Annotated in this window: 9 protein-coding genes and 1 pseudogene; 3 read left to right on the forward strand and 7 right to left on the reverse strand. The window is 72.3% G+C overall.

Annotated elements, in window-relative coordinates; genetic code table 11:
• Positions 1–124: 124 nt before the first annotated feature.
• The 7 genes and pseudogenes from OG520_RS30040 to OG520_RS30070 all read right to left on the reverse strand — a co-directional run.
• Positions 125–949 carry an HpcH/HpaI aldolase/citrate lyase family protein gene (locus tag OG520_RS30040; RefSeq protein WP_406015241.1) on the reverse strand — a complete coding sequence of 275 codons (825 nt, stop codon included), beginning with the start codon at positions 947–949 and terminating at the stop codon, positions 125–127.
• Entirely contained in the window at positions 946–2,145 is a 1,200-nt protein-coding gene (locus OG520_RS30045) for a CaiB/BaiF CoA transferase family protein (RefSeq protein ID WP_406015242.1), read from the reverse strand. Before OG520_RS30045 ends, OG520_RS30040 begins: the two co-directional genes overlap by 4 nt.
• Positions 2,142–3,026: a ribokinase gene (gene rbsK, locus OG520_RS30050; RefSeq protein WP_406015243.1), complete on the reverse strand. Its 885-nt coding sequence runs from the start codon at positions 3,024–3,026 to the stop codon at positions 2,142–2,144. The genes OG520_RS30045 and rbsK overlap by 4 nt, the downstream gene beginning before the upstream one ends.
• The gene (locus tag OG520_RS30055; RefSeq protein WP_406015244.1) at positions 3,023–4,396 is read right to left on the reverse strand and encodes an ADP-ribosylglycohydrolase family protein; all 1,374 of its coding nucleotides are present in this window, start codon (positions 4,394–4,396) and stop codon (positions 3,023–3,025) included. The genes rbsK and OG520_RS30055 overlap by 4 nt, the downstream gene beginning before the upstream one ends.
• A complete protein-coding gene (locus OG520_RS30060) occupies positions 4,393–5,580 on the reverse strand; it encodes an ADP-ribosylglycohydrolase family protein (RefSeq protein ID WP_406015245.1) in 1,188 nt (395 codons plus the stop codon). The genes OG520_RS30055 and OG520_RS30060 overlap by 4 nt, the downstream gene beginning before the upstream one ends.
• Complete coding sequence (locus tag OG520_RS30065) at positions 5,522–6,700, reverse strand: ADP-ribosylglycohydrolase family protein (RefSeq protein WP_406016599.1); 1,179 nt, start codon at positions 6,698–6,700, stop codon at positions 5,522–5,524. The genes OG520_RS30060 and OG520_RS30065 overlap by 59 nt, the downstream gene beginning before the upstream one ends.
• A gap of 426 nt (positions 6,701–7,126) precedes the next feature.
• A pseudogene (locus tag OG520_RS30070) lies at positions 7,127–8,008 on the reverse strand (ADP-ribosylglycohydrolase family protein); the annotation flags it as partial.
• A 267-nt stretch (positions 8,009–8,275) separates the two neighbouring features.
• Here OG520_RS30070 and OG520_RS30075 point away from each other — a divergent pair.
• From OG520_RS30075 to OG520_RS30085, 3 genes are all read left to right on the forward strand, one after another.
• Positions 8,276–9,010, forward strand: coding sequence for a VIT1/CCC1 transporter family protein (locus OG520_RS30075; protein ID WP_266420601.1), 735 nt, complete (start codon positions 8,276–8,278; stop codon positions 9,008–9,010).
• Positions 9,011–9,426: 416 nt separating this feature from the next.
• Positions 9,427–14,010, forward strand: a complete 4,584-nt coding sequence (gene gltB, locus OG520_RS30080) for a glutamate synthase large subunit (RefSeq protein WP_406015246.1) — start codon at positions 9,427–9,429, stop codon at positions 14,008–14,010.
• Positions 14,003–15,463, forward strand: a complete 1,461-nt coding sequence (locus OG520_RS30085; RefSeq protein WP_406015247.1) for a glutamate synthase subunit beta — start codon at positions 14,003–14,005, stop codon at positions 15,461–15,463. Before gltB ends, OG520_RS30085 begins: the two co-directional genes overlap by 8 nt.
• The last annotated feature ends 112 nt before the right edge of the window (positions 15,464–15,575 follow it).

A 15,575-nucleotide genomic window follows, 5' to 3' on the forward strand; every position in this document is an offset into this window, starting at 1 on the left:
CAGCGCCTCGAAGAACCGCGCCTTCAACTCCTCAAAATCCACGATCCCCGCAACTCCCTGAAATCCAGGGTGTTGCGGGGATCGCTAGAACCCGCCCTGGTCCGGGGCCCCTTCGCATGGGTCCTCACTCCCCGGACGGGCTCGATTCACCGGCCAGCGCCAGCGTCCTGCGGGCCGAGGCCACCACCGCCGCGTCGACGAACCGGCCGTCCGGCAGGGCCAGCGCACCCTCGTCCGCCACGGCCGCCGCCACGATCTCCGCCGCCTCCTCGACCTCCTGCGGCGTCGGTCGGAACGCCCGCTCGATGACCGGGAGCTGGCGGGGATGGATCGCCGCCCGGCCCAGGAAGCCCAGCGCACGGCCGTGCGCGCAGGACGCCCACAGGCCGTCCAGGTCCCGGACGTCCGGGAACACCGACTGGGTGGGCGGGGCGAGTCCGGCCGCGCGGGCGGCGACCACCACCCGGCTGCGCGACCAGTCGAGCCCGGCGTCGTCCCGTACCCCCAGATCGGCCCGGAGATCCGCCTCGCCGAGGGCGATGGAGCGCACCTGGGGATGGGAGGCGGCGACCGAGTACGCGTGCTCGATACCGAGAGCCGACTCCAGCAGCGGACAGAGCGCGACCCCCGGCGCCACGGCCGCGATGTGATGGACGGACGCCGCATGCGTGATCTTGGGCAGCCGCAGCTCGGTGAGTCCCGGCAGCCCGGCCAGGGTGAGGACGTCCGCCTCGGTGTGGACCCGGACATGGATCGGCACGGCGGCGTCCCCGGGCGCCTCGGACAGCAGCTCGGCGGTGGCCGAGCGCGCGTACTCCTTGCGGTCCGGCGCCACGGCGTCCTCCAGATCCACGATCACCACGTCCGCGCCCGAATCCCGCGCCTTGCGCACCACCTCCGGCCGGTCCCCGGGGACGTACAGCCAGGTGAGTGGAACCGTCGTCGTCACAGGACCCGCTCCGCCCGCAGCGCGGCGATCTCCGGGGCCGACAGCCCCAGTCCGGTGAGGATCTCCTCGGTGTCCGCGCCGTGCGGCCGGCCCGCCCAGCGGATCGCGCCCGGCGTCGCCGAGAGCCGGAACAGCACGTTCTGCATCCTCAGCGGACCCAGCTCCGGGTCGTCGACCTCGGTGACCGAGTCCAGCGCCCGGTACTGCGGGTCCTCCATCACGTCCTGGATGCCGTGGATGGGCGCGATGGCCGCCTCCGCCTTCTCGAAGGCCGAGACCGCCTCCTCCCGGGTGCGCCGGGCGATCCAGTTGCCGACCGCCTCGTCGAGCTCGTCGGCGTGCTCGGCGCGGGTGGTGCCGGAGGCGAACCAGGGTTCCTCGATCAGCTCGGCCCGGCCGACCAGGTGCATCACCCGCTCGGCGATCGACTGCGCGGAGGTGGAGACCGCGACCCAGTGCCCGTCCGAGGTGCGGTACGTGTTGCGCGGGGCGTTGTTCCGGGAGCGGTTGCCGGTGCGCGGCTGTACGTAGCCGAGCTGGTCGTACCAGATGGGCTGCGGGCCGAGCACGGTCAGGATCGGCTCGATGATCGCCATGTCGACGACCTGCCCCTCCCCGGTGCGCTCGCGCCCGGCGAGCGCGGCCATCACGGCGTACGCGGTGGCCAGCGCCGCGATCGAGTCGGCGAGCCCGAACGGCGGCAGCGTGGGCGGCCCGTCCGGCTCCCCGGTGATCGCGGCGAACCCGCTCATCGCCTCGGCCAGGGTGCCGAAGCCGGGGCGGTGCGCGTACGGGCCGAACTGCCCGAAACCGGTGACCCGGACCAGGACCAGCCGCGGGTTGACCGCGTGCAGCTCCGCCCAGCCGAGACCCCAGCGTTCCAGCGTCCCGGGCCGGAAGTTCTCGATGATCACATCGGTTTCGGCGGCCAGCCGGAGCAGGACGTCACGGCCGCCGGCACTGGACAGATCGAGGGTCAGATTGCGCTTGTTGCGGCCGAGCAGCTTCCACCACAGGCCGACGCCGTCCTTCGTGGGGCCGTGCCCGCGCGAGGGGTCGGGCCTGCGCGGATGTTCGACCTTGATCACCTCGGCGCCGAAGTCGCCGAGCATGGTGGCGGAGAGCGGACCGGCGAAGAGCGTGGCGAGGTCGACGACCCGCAGCCCGGTCAGGGGGGCCTGCGCGGGCGCGTTCACGCGGCGTCGATCTCGGTGCGGTACGGCATGGAGGTCGAGGCGCCCGGCCGCTGCACGCAGAGCGCGGCGGCCGACGACGCCCAGGCCAGCGACTCCGGTACGGACCGTCGCTCGCCGAGCGCGACGGCGAGCGTGCCGACGAAGGTGTCGCCCGCCCCCGTGGTGTCGACGGCGGTGACCTCGGGGGCGGGGAAGAGGACGGGCTCGCCGCCCCGGGCCGCGTACAGACAGCCCTTCGCGCCGAGCGTGATGACGACCGCAGGGACCTGACCGAGCAGGTGCTGCGCCGCCGCATGGGGGTCGGTGAAGCCGGAGAGCACCGCCGCCTCGTGCTCGTTGGGGATCAACAGATCGACGCAGTCGAGGAGTTCGGACGGCAGGGGCTGTACGGGGGACGGGGCGAGGATGGTCCGTACGCCCTGGGCGTGGGCCACCCGCGCGCCCTCGATCACCGCGGACAGCGGCAGCTCCAGCTGGACGAGCAGCAGGTCGGCGCCCGCGATGGCGGCCATCTCGCCGGGGCCGAGGGTGGTGATGGTGCCGTTGGCGCCGGGGACCACCACGATGGAGTTGGCACCCGTGTCGTCGACGACGATGTGCGCGGTACCGCTGGGGCCCTCGGCGGTGTGCAGCAGATCGGTGTCGACGCCCGCGTGCTCCAGGTTCGACCGCAGCCGGGTGCCGTACTCGTCGTCGCCCACCGCGCCGATCATCAGCACGTCGCCGCCCGCGCGGGCCGCGGCGACGGCCTGGTTGGCGCCCTTGCCGCCCGGGACGGTGCGGAACTCCCGTCCGGTGACGGTCTCTCCGCGCTCAGGAGTCCGTGCGACGTAGGCGACGAGGTCCATATTGGTGCTGCCGAGCACCGCGATGCCGGTCATGGGCACAGTGCCTCCTTCTGGATGAGCCGGTGGGTCTGTTCGGCGAGTGCGTCGAAGCCGATGGAGTCGAAACCGGGTACGGACGAGGCGAGGCGGTTCTTCAGCGGGGTGGTCCAGTGGCCGGGCAGCCGCTCCGGGGCCCCGGCCAGCAGCCCGGCGAGCGAACCGGCGGTCGCGCCGTTGGAGTCGGTGTCCCAGCCGCCCGACACCGCGCGGCAGATGGAGCGCGAGAAGTCGCCGCCGGCATGCGTGAGGGCGGCGGCGAGCAGCGCGGCGTTGGGCAGTACGTGGACCCAGTGGTACCCGCCGTACTCGGCGTGCAGCCGGTCCGCCACCGCGTCGAAATCGGCGCCGCCGCGGGCTGCCGCGACACCGAAGAGCACGGCCTGCGCGAACCGCGAACGCGGCGGTACGACCCGCAGCCCGGCGGCCAGGCACCCGTGCACATCGCTCTCGCCCCCGGCCGCCTCGGCGAGTGCCGCGGCGGTGAACATCGCCCCGTACACCCCGTTGGCGGTGTGGCTGAGCACGGCGTCCCGGTGCGCCTGCTCCGCCGCGGCCGACGGGTCGCCCGGGTGGGTCCAGCCATGCACATCGGCCCGGATCTGCGCGCCGATCCACTCCCGGAACGGATTGCGGTACCGGGCGGTGTGCGGGGGCTCGATGCCGTCCAGCAGATTGCGGTACGCGACCCGCTCGGCGGTGAACGTCCGGCCGGCCGGGAGCTCGTCGAGCCAGAGCCTCGCGAGATCGCCGGTGGTGAAGGACGGGCCGTGCCGCTGGAGCAACAGCACGGTGAGCAGGGGGTAGTTGAGGTCGTCGTCCTCGGGCATGCCGTCGATGTTCTCGGCCAGCGAGTCGGGTGCGGAGCGGCGGTTCCAGGGGTAGGTGGCGGCCAGTGGGGCGGGCAGTCCCTCGGCGGTGAACCAGGTGGTGAGCGGCCAGTTGCCGGTGGCGCGGGCCAGGGCGCGGATGCCGTCCAGCGGCAGCTTCTCGACGGGCTTGCCGAGCAGACAGCCGGCCGCCCGGCCCAGCCAGGCGGCGTGCAGCCGGTCCCGGCTCACCGGCGTCGGGGCGGGGCGGGGCGCCGGCCAGTCCGGGCACGCGGCCCGGATCGCGGCCAGCTCCGTCGGTTCGTCGATCTCCAACGGTGATTCCAGCAGGGCGAGTTCATCGAGCAGCCGCTCGGCGAGCGCGCGCAGCTCCGGTGCCGGAGGGGTGGAGGCGCCCGCGCGCTCCGGGGCGGGGGCGCCGCCCGCCTCGTACCACCGGCGCGCGATGGCCTGTGCGTCCCGCCCGTCCTCGGCCGCCTGGCGCAGCTCGTGCCCGACGAGGTCCTCCGGCTGCACCCATGTCACCCGTACGGTCATGGCGTACCCGCCAGCGCGGCGAACGCCGACTCGTGTGCGCGGCGGCGGGCCGTGTCCCGTACGAACATCTCGCGGGCGACGCCCGCCAGGGTCCGCGCGGGTGCGTGCAGATCGAGGCGGCTGGCCTCGGCGACCGTTTTCACCCAGGTGGCGGGGATCGTCCGCTCGCCGTGGAGCGCCCCCGCGACGGCGCCGCTCATCGTGGCGATGGAGTCGCAGTCCCGGCCGTAGTTGACCGAGCCGAGGACCGTGTGCCGGTAGTCGCCGTCCGCGACGAGCAGCATGCCGAGCGCGATCGGGAGCTCCTCGACGGCATGCAGCCGGGACGGTCTGCGGGCGCCGAGGGACGGGGCGCGGTAGTCGGGTCCGACCGTGTCGAAGGGGGCGACGGCGGTGCGCAGCGGGATCAGCGCCGACTCGAAGTCGCTGTGCCGGGCGGCCACTTCGCACACCGCTTCGATCGCCGACCGGGTGCCGTCCTTGGCGAGCGACAGGCAGGTGTCGACGACGTGGTCGGGTGTCGCGCCCGGGGCGCAGGCGGCGGCGACGGCCGCCGCGAAGACCCCGGCCGCCTCCCTTCCGTAACTCGACTGGTGGGCACCGGCGACATCCAGCGCCTCGGCGTACGCGGCCTCCGGGTGGGCGGCGTTGACCAGGCCGACCGGGGCCATGTACATCGCCGCACCGCAGTTGACGATGTTTCCGTTGCCCGCCTCGCGCGGATCGACATGGCCGTAGTGCAGCCGGGCGACGATCCACTTCTCGGCGAGGAAGATCCGCTGGAGCGGCAGCGCCTCGGCCTCCAGCTCCGGGATCCAGCGGGGGCCCGAGATCAGCTCGGGCACCAGATGCCCGGCGACCGCGTAGGCGTCGAGATGGTCGCGCACGGCGCCGTACACCCGCACCAGCGCATGGGTCATCAAGGTGTCGTCGGTGACGTGCCCGTCGCCCTTGTGGTACGGGGCGATGGGGCGCGCGGTACGCCAGTTCTCGCCGTCCCACGGGCCCACGATGCCGTCGATCCGCCCGCCGTGACGGGCCACGATCTGCTCGGGGGACCGGCCCTCCACCGGACCGCCGAGCGCGTCGCCGACGGCGGCGCCGACGAGCGCGCCCGTGATCCGTTCATCGAGTGTGAGTGTCCTGGGTCCGGCCTCGTACCGCGTGGGCATCGTGGATGTCATGTCCGAATTGTCCACCCGAGGGCTTCGGTTCCGTGTCTGCCAGCAGCCCGGCGAGTTCGATGAGATCGGTCCCCGCGAGACGGGGCAGCGCACAGCCCGCGAGGGTGCGGCAGGCCTCGCGCCAGCCGTCCGGGACGGCGCCGATACCGCCGAGCGCACCGGTCAGCGCGCCTGCCAGGGCGGGCGCCGAGTCGGCCACCCGCGACAGGCACGCCGCCGCGGGAACGGCCTGGGCGATCTGACCGCGGGCCGCGGTGGCCAGGGCGAGGGCGACCGGGACGGTCTCGGCGGCGGCGATCCCGTAGCTGTAGACGTGGTCGACGATCTGATGCTCCAGCACCGGTACGAGGGCGAAGGCGCCCGCCGCCTCCCCGACGAAGTCACGGGCGATGCGGACGGCGTGGGCGGCGTTGCGGGCGATCTCCGTGCCGTCGGGCAGCTGGGCGAGCGCGGCGTTCACCGCGGCGTCCACGTCCGCACCGCCCAGCGCCACGGCGATGGCCGCCGCCATCGCGCGGGCCCCGTGCACCCCGTCGCCGTCCTGGGTGTAGCGCGCGTCGAACTCGGCGAGGTCGGCGGCGGCGGCGGGGTCCGCGGGGTGGGCGACGGCGAGCACGGCGGCCCGTACGCAGGCCGCGTCGTCGAAGTAGTGCGGGTTGTCGTGGCCGGTGGCGGGCGGGCGCAGCCCGGCGGCGAGATTGCCGAGACCCGCCCGTACCGAGATCCGGGCACGCAGCGGGAGCACCGCGGATTCGACCTCGGGGGCACGGGCGGCAGCCGCGGCGACCTCGGCCGCCAGGGCGTTCCAGGCGACGTCGACGGCGGCCCGCATCCGGCGTCCGGGGGAGAGCCCGTGCAGCGGACCGGCTGCCGATGTGAGCAGGGTCCCGGCGGCGAAGGCCGCCCATTCGGCGTCGTCGGAGGGCCCGAGCCGCAGTGGTTCGGGCGGCTGGTTGAGCGCGATGGGGACGGGCAGCGTGGTCGTGGCGTTCTGCTCGGCGAAGGTGTCGAGCTCGCGGGTGAGCCGCCGGGTCCACTCGGGCATCCGGGCCGCCCGGTGCCGTGCGGCGGGCCATCCTGCGGCGTCCCCGGAGGCGAGCCCGAGCAGCAGCCCCTCGATCCGGGCCCGGTGCCCGGCGGCGGGACGGGTACGGGTACGGGTACGGGCGGCCGGGGAGGCGGGGGTGCGGGAGGCGTCGTGCGGGGGTGTGCCGGTGCTCGTGGGCGGGCGGTGCCGGGTCTCGGCCGCGTCGGCGTCCGCGGGCCGCGGGTGCGGTGAGCCCGCGTCCGTACGCGAGCGGTGCCGGGCCGGGCCCTCGTCGTCGGTGCCGCCGCCCGCGCGCGGCGTGGCGTTCTCCTTCTCCCCGCCCGGGTCGCCCGCGCCGTCCGTCTCGTCCGGGGTGAGCAACTCCGCGATGTCCAGGACGTGGTGACCCCGCATGGCCGGCAGACAGCTGCCCCGGACCGGGCCGATCGCGTCCCCCCAGTGCCGCGGAATCGCGGACGCCCCGTGCAGGGCGCCGGCCAGGGCCCCCGCCACCGCGGCCGTGGTGTCCGCGTCGCGACCCATGTTGACCGCCGTCAGCACCGCCGTACGGAAGTCGCCGCGGGCCGCCGCGAACGCCCCGAAGGCCAGGCCCACCGCCTCGGGCGCCAGGTCCGTCCACGGGTAGCCGCCGACCACCACGGCGGAGCGCACCGCGCGTTCCATGGTGAGCCGGTCGGGGTAGCTGCGCTGCGCGGCGGCCACCGCCCGCCGCAGCGAACGCGCCGTCCAGGAGTCCATGGGGACGACCGACAGCGCGGCGGCGATCACCGACGCGACCCCGGCACCCACCATCGCGGCGGCCACCCCGGCCGCCACCGCCTGGCCGCCGTAGATGCCCTCCCCGTCATGGCTGACCCGACCGTCCACCGCGACCAGCCGCGCCGCCTCGTCCGGCCGGCCGGCCGCGAAGACCCCGAACGGCGCCGCCCGCATCGCCAGGCCGTCGCTCCAGGCGTGCCGGTGCTGGGCGGAGATCGGGGCGGCGAGCCCCCGGCGCAGATTCTCCAGCGTTCCCCGCTCGCTGAACCCGGCACCGCGGAACTGCCCCTCGTCGAGATCGGCGATCCACAGATGCCAGGCCCGCTCCACATGCGTGACGGTCAGCGCGGAACCGTGCCGGGCGAGCAGCAGCCCCGAGAAGATCGCGTACTCCGTGTCGTCCGTGCCCGCGGGGTCGTCGCTCACGAAGCCCTCGATCCGGCCCCAGCGGCGACGGATCTCCGACGGCCGAAGATTCTCCGCCGGCGCGCCCAGCGCGTCCCCGACCGCGAGACCGAGCAGGGAGCCCCGGGCCCGGTCACCGAGGCTCCCCCGGAGCGTCTCGGTCCGGCCCGCGCCGCCCGTCCGCGGATCCGCCGGACTTCCTGTGATCAACTCCATCGCGTCGACCCTTCGCTCGCACCGAGCCAGTTCTCGTACTTCCTTCTCGATCTGTCCCACGCGGAGCCCCGACAGAGGCCGACAATCACAACAAAAGGGCCAGTCGGATGACGGTTCAGAAGCAGCAAGGCAAGCCGGCCTCACCTGCTCACAGAGGGTGGTAAGTACGGCCTGCCTTGCTGGCGGGGGCCGTTTTTCGTGCGTACTTTCGATGGTGACGAGCGGGGGCGGGGCGAGTGGATTCCGCCGCCGGAGAAGGGGAGAGCTGTGTCCATCATCGAGACCGACGCCGTACTGCACGAGGCACACCGCGACAACCACACCCACCGTGACGTGAACGGCGGCTGGCTGCGTCCGGCGGTGTTCGGTGCCATGGACGGGCTGGTCTCCAACCTCGCGCTGATGACCGGCGTCGCGGGAGGTTCCGTCTCCCAGCAGACGATCGTGATCACCGGCCTGGCGGGCCTGGCCGCCGGTGCGTTCTCCATGGCGGCCGGCGAATACACCTCCGTGGCCTCGCAGCGCGAGCTCGTCGAGGCCGAACTCGACGTCGAGCGGCGGGAGTTGCGCAAGCACCCCAAGGACGAGGAGCGGGAGCTCGCCGAGCTCTACGAGTCCCGCGGCGTCGAGCCCGGCCTTGCCCGCGAGGTCGCGCGGCAGCTGTCGCGCGACCCGGAGCAGGCCCTGGAGATACACGCCCGCGAGGAGCTGGGCATCGATCCGGGTGATCTGCCCTCGCCGCTCGTCGCCGCGGTGTCGTCGTTCGGCGCGTTCGCGCTGGGCGCCCTGCTGCCCGTGCTGCCGTATCTGCTCGGTGCGAGCGCGCTGTGGCCGGCCGTGCTGCTCGCGCTGGTCGGGCTGTTCGCCTGCGGCGCGGTGGTGGCCAGGGTGACGGCCCGCAGCTGGCTGTACAGCGGACTGCGTCAGCTGGTGCTGGGCGGGGCCGCGGCGGCCATCACCTACGGTCTGGGCACGCTGTTCGGTGTGGCCGTCGGCAGCTGACCCCTCGAAGGTCCGGGCAGGCACACCCGCGCGGCGGGTGTGCCTGCCCGTGACGTGTCCGCCATCCGTGTGATGTACGTCTTGGTGACCGCCCCTGGGCGGAACGGCTCCTGCCAGCGTAAAATGAGTCCTTATGCGGCGCTACACATAAGTAGCCGATACCTGGCGGTTTCATTTCCTTCGCCGCCGGGCATGAGCCGTAGACACCGTGGGCAACGACGCCTGCTCTCTGCGGCCCCCCGGGCGCCGATCCTCCGACTGCGACTCAGCCCCCACTGCCTCTGGCGGTGTCCGTATGTTGGAACGAACTATCCGCTTCTTGAGAAGCGCCCCATCATGTAACCAGCACGAAATTTCGCAGAGGGCCAACGTCGTCCCTCGGCACTGCATATGCCACGACGACGACGGGAGAGCCGATGCGTTCCGACGCCTGGTCGCCCATGGACGGTCGCCCCGCCCAGCAGGGGATGTACGACCCCCGTAACGAGCACGACGCCTGTGGTGTCGGGTTCGTGGCCACTCTGACCGGTGTGGCCAGCCATGAGCTGGTCGAGCAGGCGCTGACCGTACTGCGCAATCTCGAACACCGCGGCGCCACCGGATCCGAGCCCGACTCCGGCGACGGCGCCGGGATCCTCCTCCAGGTCCCGGACGCCTTCCTGCGCGAGGAGGTCGCCTTCGACCTCCCCGAGGCCGGTGCCTACGCCGTCGGAATCGCCTTCCTGCCCGCCGACGACTCCACCGAGGCCGTCCGCAAACTGGAGAAGATCTCCGCCGAGGAGGGCCTCAAGGTTCTCGGCTGGCGCCAGGTCCCCGTCACCCCCGACATCCTCGGCAACGGCGCCCGCGCCACCATGCCCGAGTTCCGTCAGCTCTTCGTCGCCGACGGCGAGAACACCGGCATCGCCCTCGACCGCAAGGCCTTCGTGCTGCGCAAGCGCGCCGAGCGGGAGGCCGGGGTGTACTTCCCCTCGCTCTCCGCCCGCACGATCGTCTACAAGGGCATGCTCACCACCGGGCAGCTGGAGCCGTTCTTCCCGGACCTCTCCGACCGCCGCTTCGCCACCGCGGTCGCCCTGGTCCACTCACGGTTCTCCACCAACACCTTCCCGAGCTGGCCGCTCGCCCACCCGTACCGCTTCGTCGCGCACAACGGCGAGATCAACACGGTCAAGGGCAACCGCAACTGGATGAAGGCCCGCGAGTCCCAGCTCGCCTCCAGCCTGTTCGGCTCTGCCGGCAATGGACACGGCGGCGAGGCCCAGCTGGACCGGATCTTCCCCGTCTGCACCCCCGACGCCTCCGACTCCGCCTCCTTCGACGAGGTCCTGGAGCTGCTCCACCTCGGCGGCCGCTCGCTGCCGCACTCGGTGCTGATGATGGTTCCCGAGGCGTGGGAGAACCATGACTCGATGGACCCGGCCCGTCGCGCCTTCTACCAGTACCACTCCGCGATGATGGAGCCCTGGGACGGCCCGGCCTGCGTCACCTTCACCGACGGCACCCAGGTCGGCGCGGTCCTGGACCGCAACGGTCTGCGCCCCGGCCGCTACTGGGTCACCGACGACGGCCTCGTCGTGCTGTCCTCCGAGGTCGGCGTCCTGGACATCGACCCCGCGAAGGTCGTCCGCAAGGGCCGCCTCCAGCCCGGGAAGATGTTCCTCGTCGACACGGCCGAGGGCCGCATCATCGAGGACGACGAGATCAAGGCCGCCCTCGCCGCCGAGCAGCCGTACGAGGAGTGGCTGGAGACCGGCGAGATCGAGCTGGAGGACCTCCCCGAGCGGGAGCACATCGTGCACACGCACGCCTCCGTCACCCGCCGCCAGCAGACCTTCGGCTACACCGAGGAAGAGCTCCGCGTCATCCTCGCGCCGATGGCCCGCACCGCCGGCGAGCCGCTCGGCTCCATGGGCACGGACTCGCCGATCGCCGCGCTGTCCGAGCGCCCCCGGCTGCTCTTCGACTACTTCACCCAGCTGTTCGCGCAGGTCACCAACCCGCCGCTGGACGCCATCCGCGAGGAACTCGTCACCTCGCTGCGCTCCACGCTCGGCCCGTCGGGCAACCTGCTGGAGCCGACCGCCGCGTCCTGCCGCAGCGTCACGCTGCCGTTCCCGGTGATCGACAACGACGAGCTGGCCAAGCTGATACACATCAACGCCGACGGCGACATGCCGGGCATGAAGGCCGCCACGCTCTCCGGCCTCTACCGGGTCGGCGGCGGCGGCGAAGCCCTCGCCGCGCGGATCGAGCAGATCTGCGCCGAGGTCGACGCCGCCATAGAGGACGGCGCCCGCCTGGTCGTGCTCTCCGACCGTCACTCCGACGCCGAGCACGCCCCGATCCCGTCGCTGCTGCTCACCTCGTCCGTCCACCACCACCTCATCCGCACCAAGCAGCGCACCCAGGTGGGTCTGCTGGTCGAGGCCGGGGACGTCCGCGAGGTCCACCACGTCGCGCTGCTCATCGGCTACGGCGCCGCCGCGGTCAACCCGTACCTCGCGATGGAGTCCGTCGAGGACCTGGTCCGCGCCGGTACGTTCATCGAGGGCATCGAGCCCGAGAAGGCCATCCGGAACCTGATCTACGCGCTCGGCAAGGGCGTCCTGAAGGTCATGTCCAAGATGGGCATCTCGACGGTCGCCTCCTACCGGGGCGCCCAGGTCTTCGAGGCCGTCGGCCTTGACGAGGAATTCGTCGCGAAGTACTTCAACGGCACCGCCACCAAGATCGGCGGCGCCGGCCTCGACGTCATCGCCGAGGAGGTCGCCGCCCGGCACGCCAAGGGCTACCCTGCCTCCGGCATCTCCGCGTCGCACCGCGCGCTGGAGATCGGCGGCGAGTACCAGTGGCGCCGCGAGGGCGAGCCGCACCTGTTCGACCCGGAGACGGTCTTCCGCCTCCAGCACGCCACGCGCAACAAGCGCTACGACATCTTCAAGAAGTACACGGACCGGGTGAACGAGCAGTCCGAGCGCCTGATGACGCTCCGTGGTCTGTTCGGCTTCAGGCCGGACCGCGAGGCCATCGACATCGACGAGGTCGAGTCCGTCTCCGACATCGTCAAGCGCTTCTCCACCGGCGCCATGTCGTACGGCTCGATCTCCCGCGAGGCGCACGAGACCCTCGCCATCGCCATGAACCAGCTGGGCGGCAAGTCCAACACCGGTGAGGGCGGCGAGGACGCCGACCGGCTCTACGACCCGGCGCGCCGCTCGTCCATCAAGCAGGTCGCCTCCGGCCGTTTCGGTGTGACCAGCGAGTACCTGGTCAACGCGGACGACATCCAGATCAAGATGGCGCAGGGCGCCAAGCCCGGCGAGGGCGGCCAGCTGCCCGGCCACAAGGTCTACCCGTGGGTCGCCAGGACCCGGCACTCCACCCCGGGCGTCGGTCTGATCTCGCCGCCGCCGCACCACGACATCTACTCCATCGAGGATCTGGCCCAGCTGATCCACGACCTCAAGAACGCCAACCCGGCGGCCCGCATCCACGTGAAGCTGGTCTCCGAGGTCGGTGTCGGCACGGTCGCCGCCGGTGTCTCCAAGGCGCACGCGGACGTCGTCCTGATCTCCGGCCACGACGGCGGCACGGGTGCTTCTCCTCTGACGAGCCTGAAGCACGCGGGCGGCCCCTGGGAGCTCGGCCTCGCCGAGACCCAGCAGACGCTGCTGCTCAACGGCCTGCGCGACCGCATCGTCGTACAGACCGACGGCCAGCTGAAGACCGGCCGGGACGTGGTCATCGCCGCGCTGCTGGGCGCCGAGGAGTTCGGTTTCGCGACCGCGCCGCTCGTCGTCTCCGGCTGCGTCATGATGCGCGTCTGCCACCTGGACACCTGCCCGGTCGGCATCGCCACGCAGAACCCGGTCCTGCGGGACCGCTTCTCCGGCAAGGCCGAGTACGTCGTCAACTTCTTCGAGTTCATCGCCCAGGAGGTCCGCGAGATCCTCGCCGAGCTGGGCTTCCGTACGATCGAAGAGGCCGTCGGCCACGCCGAGCTGCTCGACACCGATCGCGCGATCACGCACTGGAAGGCACAGGGCCTCGACCTGAAGCCGCTGTTCCACGTCCCCGAGCTGCCCGAGGGCGCGGTCCGTCACGCGCGGATCGAGCAGGACCACGGTCTGGCCAAGGCCCTCGACAACGAGCTGATCAGGCTCGCCGCCGACGCCCTGAACGCGGACAGCGCCGAGACCGCCCAGCCGGTCCGGGCCCAGATCGCGATCCGCAACATCAACCGCACCGTCGGCACCATGCTCGGCCACGAGGTGACGAAGAAGTTCGGCGGCGCCGGTCTGCCGCAGGACACCATCGACATCACCTTCACCGGCTCCGCCGGCCAGTCCTTCGGCGCGTTCGTACCGAGCGGTGTGACGCTGCGGCTGGAGGGCGACGCCAACGACTACGTCGGCAAGGGCCTCTCCGGCGGCCGGGTCGTCGTCCGCCCGGACCGCGGCGCCGACCACCTCGCCGAGTACTCCACCATCGCGGGCAACACCATCGCCTACGGCGCCACCGGCGGCGAGCTGTTCCTGCGCGGCCGCACCGGTGAGCGGTTCTGCGTCCGCAACTCCGGCGCGACAGTCGTCTCGGAAGGCGTGGGCGACCACGGCTGCGAGTACATGACCGGCGGTCACGCCGTCGTGCTCGGCGACACCGGACGCAACTTCGCGGCCGGCATGTCGGGCGGTGTCGCGTACGTCATCGACCTCAACCGCGACAACGTCAACGCCGGGAACCTCGGCGCGGTCGAGGAGCTCTCCGACTCCGACAAGCAGTGGCTGCACGATGTGGTGCGCCGCCACCAGGAGGAGACCGGTTCCACGGTCGCCGAGAAGCTGCTTGCCGGGTGGGACACCGCGGTGGCCCGCTTCAGCAAGATCATCCCGTCCACCTACAAGGCAGTGCTCGCCGCCAAGGACGCCGCTGAGCTCGCCGGTCTCTCCGAGCAGGAGACCACCGAGAAGATGATGGAGGCGGCGACCAATGGCTGACCCCAAGGGCTTCCTGACCACCGGGCGCGAGGTCGCCGAGACCCGTCCCGTGGGCGAGCGCGTCAAGGACTGGAACGAGGTCTACGTTCCGGGCTCGCTCCTCCCGATCATCAGCAAGCAGGCCGGCCGCTGCATGGACTGCGGCATCCCGTTCTGCCACAACGGCTGCCCGCTCGGAAACCTCATCCCCGAGTGGAACGACTACGCCTACCGCGAGGACTGGTCGGCCGCGTCCGAGCGCCTGCACGCCACGAACAACTTCCCGGAGTTCACCGGGCGGCTCTGCCCGGCCCCGTGCGAGTCGGCGTGCGTGCTCGGCATCAACCAGCCGGCCGTCACCATCAAGAACGTCGAAGTCTCCATCATCGACAAGGCGTGGGACAGCGGCGACGTCACCCCGCAGCCGCCCGAGCGGCTCTCCGGCAAGACCGTCGCCGTGATCGGCTCGGGCCCGGCCGGTCTCGCCGCGGCCCAGCAGCTGACCCGGGCCGGCCACACGGTCGCCGTCTACGAGCGCGCGGACCGCATCGGAGGCCTTCTCCGGTACGGCATCCCCGAGTTCAAGATGGAGAAGGCGCACATCAACCGCCGCATCGAGCAGATGCGCGCGGAAGGCACCAAGTTCCGCACCGAGACGGAGATCGGCAAGGACATCGACGCCGCCAAGCTCCGCCGCCGGTACGACGCGGTCGTCATCGCCGCGGGTGCCACCGTCTCGCGCGATCTGCCCGTCCCGGGCCGTGAGCTGAACGGCGTGCACTTCGCCATGGAGTACCTGCCGCTGGCCAACAAGGTGCAGGAGGGCGATCTGACGGTCTCCCCGATCACCGCCGAGGGCAAGCACGTCGTCGTGATCGGCGGCGGCGACACCGGAGCCGACTGCGTCGGCACCGCCCACCGCCAGGGCGCGCTCTCCGTCACCCAGCTGGAGATCATGCCGAGGCCCGGCGAGGACCGGAACGCCAACCAGCCCTGGCCGACGTTCCCGATGCTCTACAAGGTCACCTCCGCGCACGAGGAGGGCGGCGAGAGGGTCTACTCCGTCTCCACCACGCACTTCGAGGGCGACGAGGACGGCAACGTCCAGGCGCTGCACCTGGTCGAGGTGGAGTTCAAGGACGGCAAGCTGGAGCAGAAGCCCGGCACCGAGCGGAGCATCCCCGCACAGCTGGTCACCCTCGCCATGGGCTTCACCGGCACCGACCAGGCCAACGGTCTGGTCCAGCAGTTCGGCCTGGAGCTCGACGAGCGCGGCAATGTCGCGCGCGACGCGGACTACGCCACCAACGTCGGCGGCGTCTTCGTCGCCGGTGACGCCGGCCGCGGCCAGTCCCTCATCGTGTGGGCCATCGCCGAGGGCCGCTCCGCGGCACGCGGGGTGGACCGCTTCCTGACCGGAGCCAGCGCGCTGCCGGCCCCGATCCGCCCGACGGACCGTTCACTGGCGGTCTGATCACGGCACACAGAGACGTCCCGCACAACGGCGTGCGGAACTGAACGCGGCGCCTGCCCGTCCCCGACCGGACGATTCGGCAGGCGCCGTGGCGCGTCCGGGGCCGGTCCGG

It is taken from the genome of Streptomyces sp. NBC_00984 (assembly GCF_045162475.1).
Classification (GTDB): domain Bacteria; phylum Actinomycetota; class Actinomycetes; order Streptomycetales; family Streptomycetaceae; genus Streptomyces.

Coding starts and splice junctions, on each gene's coding strand:
- rbsK (WP_406015243.1), bottom strand. CDS start 3,026: ATGACCGGCATCGCGGTGCTCGGCAGCACCAATATGGACCTCGTCGCC.
- OG520_RS30055 (WP_406015244.1), bottom strand. CDS start 4,396: ATGACCGTACGGGTGACATGGGTGCAGCCGGAGGACCTCGTCGGGCAC.
- OG520_RS30060 (WP_406015245.1), bottom strand. CDS start 5,580: ATGACATCCACGATGCCCACGCGGTACGAGGCCGGACCCAGGACACTC.
- gltB (WP_406015246.1), top strand. CDS start 9,427: ATGCGTTCCGACGCCTGGTCGCCCATGGACGGTCGCCCCGCCCAGCAG.
- OG520_RS30085 (WP_406015247.1), top strand. CDS start 14,003: ATGGCTGACCCCAAGGGCTTCCTGACCACCGGGCGCGAGGTCGCCGAG.